Origin of the sequence: uncultured Gimesia sp. (assembly GCF_937910335.1) — a bacterium.
Lineage (GTDB): Bacteria > Planctomycetota > Planctomycetia > Planctomycetales > Planctomycetaceae > Gimesia.
In genome coordinates, this window is the sequence record NZ_CALEMX010000311.1 from 1 (window position 1) to 5160 (window position 5160).

Sequence of the window (5160 nt, forward strand, 5' to 3'; positions counted from 1 at the left end):
GAGCAAAATTTGTAGCCCCGCATCAGAACCTAAATGCGCGAGTCTAAAAGCAGCTTCTCTTCGCAAATCGGGGTGTGGATCTTGTTTTAGTATATTTAAAAGAACTTCGATCGCATCCTCATCTGGTAAGATCTCTAGAATATGCATCGCTACACGGCGCATGTTATCATCAGTCGCTTCGAAATAATGCGCGTAATCCTCTCTGGATTGAAATCCTCCCAGCCCGCCGATTGCCCAAAAAATCGGACCAAAATTTGTAGGCATCGTTTCCGTTTGCAACCGCGCAAAAAGATAGTCTAACCAACCGGGATCGCCACTCTTACCGATCTCCTGAAACGCTACGATCTGTATCAGATTGTTGTCACTGTCGCAGTTTAACTTGAGAAACTCATTCCATTTCTCACTATTTTTTTCAAACAATGACAGTTCATCATTAAAATCCTGATTCCTTCGAATTGCACTATCGCAGAACGCAAGTAATGGATGTGCATTGTCAGAAGAGTCATTCATTTCCGGAACTTTCTGGATTCACTAAACGAGTCAGAAACTCTCGAATACATGATCAATTCCATTCAGAAATCAAAGCACTTCAATCAACGTTCGCCAGTGATTCACTTTTCGCAGTAATCACTTCCATCAGATCGTTCCAGGATTGGACGAATGATTCCGCGCCGTCTTTCTGAAGCTGTGCCGCCAATGCCTGAATGTCGACGCCGGCGTTTTCAAATTCGGTGAGTACAGCCTCACAATCACCACCATCTGCGGAAAGTGCACCGCCCACCTCACCATGATCAGCGAAGGCATTCAATGTCTTTTCGGGAATCGTGTTCACCGTAAACGGGGAAGCGAGCGACTTGATATAGAGTACGTCAGACGCGTTGGGATCTTTCATGCCAGTACTCGCCCAAAGCAAACGTTGCGGCCGGGCACCGCAGTTCAAAGCACGCTGCCAGCGCGCCGAATTCAGCAAGTCTCGATACGCCTTGTAAGCCCGCTGACCAATGGCGATTCCCAATCGATTGTGCAACGCTTCGGGAACCTTATCGACAACAGCGCGATCCCAACGGCTGATGAATAAAGACGCGACAGAACCGACGGCCGGATTCAAACCCGCCTCAATCCGTCGTTCAACGCCTCTCAAAAAGGCCTCGGCTGCCGCTACGAAATGTTCGCTTGAAAACAACAGAGTCACATTCACAGGGATGCCCGCAAACGTGGCTTCTTCAATGGCAGGCAAACCTTCCTGGGTACCAGGAATTTTAATCAGAACATTCGGACGCCCCGCGCGGGCATGCAGATCCTTGGCCGCCGCCAGAGTACTTTCCGTATCGTAAGCAAGCAGCGGCGAGACTTCCAGAGAAACCCAACCATCAACCCCGTCGGTTTTATCCCACACCGGTCGAAACAGATCAGCGGCCCCCGTGATATCTTCCAACGCAACCTCAAAAAAGAGCTGCTCGCCCCGCTCACCCTCTTTGAATTTGGTCTGAATCGCACTGTCGTAAGATTGACTATTGTCGATCGCCTGGTGAAAAATCGTCGGATTCGAAGTCAACCCGGTAACAGAAAGTTCATCGATATAACGCTGCAACGTTCCATTGCTGAGCAGGTCGCGTGTAATATTATCCAGCCACAGACTTTGCCCCAGATTGTTGAGTTCGCGTGTTGCAGTCATCGTATTACCTTCGAAACAGTCGTTGTAAGTGGAATCGATTTCAAACAATCTCGTCGAATCCTATTTTCCTTAATTTCCACTTCGAATGGAAGGCTGATATGATCAGGAGCGAAGAAAACAAAAAGATCCTGTCTCTAGCCTGAAATTCATTTGAACCGACGAGGAAAAACCAGTGCTACAACCCATCATCGGCTACCACACGGACGAAGAAGGGCACTGGGTCGCGCAACTCAACTGCGGACACAATCAACACGTCCGCCACGATCCGCCAGAAGTAGCCCGCGAATGGGTCACCACAGAGCAGGGCCGCGATTCCTTGTTAGGCCATCAACTTGAATGCAAGAAGTGCGACGAAAACGCTCCATTAGATGAACGTCCATTGTAAAATATTAAAGGCCTTTTATGAAATCCTCTTTCCACTACATACTCATTACCACACTTCTGGTCATCCTCTGTCAACCAATTCAAGGTGCCACCGAATCGGATGTCATCGTCTATGGTTCTACCCCCGGCGGATTTTGCGCTGCGATCGCCGCTGCGCGAGAAGGGGCATCTGTGATTCTCCTGGAACCGACAAACCACGTTGGGGGCGTGAACACAGGTGGCCTGAGTTTCAGTGACTCAAACCAAACTGTCCGCAGCACGGTGATGGGATTATTCGACGAATGGCACACACGCATCGAGAAAGACTACAAGGCCCGAGGGATTAAGTTGCCCTACTCGGTAAGCGTGAAGGACCAAGCAAAATGGACCTACGAGCCACACGTGGCTGCACGCGTCACAAAACAAATGCTGGATGAAGCCAAAGTGAAGGTGCTTACAAAACGAGTCATCCAGTCCGTTAACAAGGATGGAACCCGCATCACGGGCCTCGTCACCAGCAACGGTACGTTCTCTGCCAAAATCTTTATCGATGCGACCTACGAAGGCGATCTGATGGCAACCGCGGGAGTTAGCTGGACGATCGGACGCGAAGGCCGCGCAGAATTCGGAGAATCCCTGGCAGGCAAACGCTACCCGAAACCCAAAATGAAAATCGACGGTTTCGACAGCAACGGAAAAATGCTGCCGCTCATTACCACTGCCGATGCAGGGCCAGAAGCAGAGGGTGACGCCAACGTCATGGTTTACAGCTTTCGACTCTGTTTGACCACAGATCCGGAAAACCGCGTCCCATTTCCGAAACCCGCAAACTACGACCCCGCTCGCTTCGAAGTCATGCGGCGTTACGTTAAATCCAAAGGCACCAGATTGGGGTTTGATCTCTATCCGCTTCCGGGTGGAAAATTCGATGGCAATAACTCCATTGGCGGTCAATTTTCCCTGGGACTGGTCGGTGCATGCAACGGTTGGAGCGAAGCGGATGCCGCGGGCCGTGCCGCAATCTGGGAAGCACATAAACAATATACTTTGGAGCTCTATCACTTTCTCACCACCGACCCTGCGGTGCCAGTGAGGATCCGCCAAAAGTTCGCGCGACTGGGGCTGTGTAAAGATGAATTTTCCGACTACGGACACTTTTCGCCCGCCCTCTACGTCCGTGAAGGCAGACGCATGCAAGGCATGTATGTGGTAAGCCAAAAGGATATCATCGACAAACCGGAAAAGGACGACCCGATTGTGATCTCTTCATTCCCGATCGACTCTCATGACTGCCAGCGCGTTGCACTCGAGGACGGAACCGTCGTTAATGAAGGCACGATCTTTCCCGTGCGAATGAAAGGCCGTCAGCACGGCTATCCTTATCAGATCCCTTATCGCGCGATCCTCCCCAAGGCCGAAGATTGTTCCAATCTGCTTGTCCCGGTAGCACTATCCTGCACCCATGTTGCCATTTCCTCCATCCGTGTAGAGCCGACCTGGATGATCCTGGGACAGAGTGCGGGCATCGCCGCATCACTTGCCGCCGAACAGAACATCGCCGTCCAAAAACTGAATTATCCAGACTTACGAAAGAGGCTTCTAGCCCAGAAGCAGGTTCTCGATCTGCCCGTTTTGCCAAAGCTCCCACCCAAGCCGAAAAAACAGACTTCGGTAGATCCAAAGACATTACCAGGGATCGTCTTGGACAATGAATCAGCCGAGCGAACAGGCCATTGGAAACGCTCATCCAACTTTAAACCACACATCGGTACCGGCTATGTGCATGACGACAACAAAGCAGATGGTAAGTCACAGGCGGTCTTCCGGTTTAAGGTACCCAAAGCCGGTAAATACGAATTGCGTATGGCTTACTCGGCACATTCCAGCCGCGCCACAGAAGTTCCCGTGGTCATCACGAGCGGCCCTCATAAAAAACAGATCACCGTCGATCAAACGCAGGCATTGCCAGCAGGCCAACTCTTTCGCCCCATTGCCACAGTTCAGCTTGTAGATGACGTTGAGACCGTCATCACCATGCGCAACAGTGGCACAAACGGTTTCGTCATTCTGGACGCACTACAATTGCTTCCGGTGTCCAGGTAGACGCATACAAGAGTGGCTTTGCATTTCTTTCCAGTACTGGTGACAATGAACGAGTCAAATATGGGGGGGTGATTCAAAAAAAACTGCGTGGAATGCAGTCACTCTTTCAATGTGTCTTTACTGATCTAAAAGGACTGGCCGATGTTGAACCGAATGCTTGCAACCTTGATGCTCTTTTTTTTATTCTCCACATCGGTTGAGAGCGCGGAGAATTCACCTCGCAAGTTTCGAGTCTGGGCGACAAGTTGCTCACACGTCCCCGCCGACATCAAACAAGGCCGGGAGAGTATCGCGTTGGCGATTCGCCAGTCCGAAGGATTCATAAAGAATGCACCTGCATTCGATTGGGATATCATGCTCGATGCGGGAGATCTTTCTGCGCACCAGAGACCTCCCGGAGATCGTGATGGAGAAGAATTAATACGCCAGTATCGTGCTCTCACAAAACATCGCCGCGAACAAATTTACAACGTACCAGGCAATCATGATGCGCCTTATTACGATCTAGGAGTCGGCTCCTGGTTTCGAAAATGGGGCGATCCACTAGGTGAAAACACCGAATTCTCCGGCGTCGATCAAAGCCGCCGCCCCTTTCCTGTGAAAGGAACCTGGGAGCGTTATCGCTTTCAGACCGGAAACATTTTGTATCTCATGCTGGCTGATCGAAATGATGCGCCAACCCCCGTCGGTCGCGGTACAAGTACCGAACGCAATAAAGGAGGCTTCCCCGCTGGCGCCGTCACCCGCGAAACTTTCAATTGGTGGAAGAAACAGGTACTGGATAACCAGGACAAAATCATCATCACCATGCACCACCATGTACTGCGCAACACAACAGTAGGGTCGGGTCGTGGCGAAGGTCATCCGCGATATCATGGCGGCTCTGGCGGCGGCGAAGGATCGTCATACCTGTACTTCATCATCGAAAACGAGGACCCTGAAAATTTCAAATACACGAAAGATGCCCACGTGTTTGAAGATTTCCTCGATCAATTTCATAAAGAGCATGGAAAAGCAGC

Annotated in this window: 5 protein-coding genes; 3 read left to right on the forward strand and 2 right to left on the reverse strand. The window is 50.8% G+C overall.

What is annotated here, in order from left to right:
* Both Q0668_RS12495 and tal read right to left on the reverse strand, forming a co-directional pair.
* Positions 1–510: HEAT repeat domain-containing protein (locus tag Q0668_RS12495; RefSeq protein WP_298865038.1), on the reverse strand; the 510-nt coding region annotated here is incomplete at its 3' end.
* Between the two features lie 79 nt (positions 511–589).
* Positions 590–1675, reverse strand: coding sequence for a transaldolase (tal, locus tag Q0668_RS12500; protein ID WP_298865041.1), 1086 nt, complete (start codon positions 1673–1675; stop codon positions 590–592).
* Between the two features lie 172 nt (positions 1676–1847).
* On the opposite strand from tal, the gene Q0668_RS12505 reads away from it, so the two are divergent.
* The 3 genes from Q0668_RS12505 to Q0668_RS12515 form a co-directional block, all read left to right on the forward strand.
* A complete protein-coding gene (locus tag Q0668_RS12505) occupies positions 1848–2060 on the forward strand; it encodes a DUF3565 domain-containing protein (protein ID WP_298865044.1) in 213 nt (70 codons plus the stop codon).
* A gap of 17 nt (positions 2061–2077) precedes the next feature.
* The gene (locus tag Q0668_RS12510) at positions 2078–4141 is read left to right on the forward strand and encodes an FAD-dependent oxidoreductase (protein WP_298865049.1); all 2064 of its coding nucleotides are present in this window, start codon (positions 2078–2080) and stop codon (positions 4139–4141) included.
* A 141-nt stretch (positions 4142–4282) separates the two neighbouring features.
* Positions 4283–5160, forward strand: an 878-nt coding sequence (locus Q0668_RS12515) for a metallophosphoesterase (RefSeq protein WP_298865052.1), incomplete at its 3' end; no start/stop codon positions are given.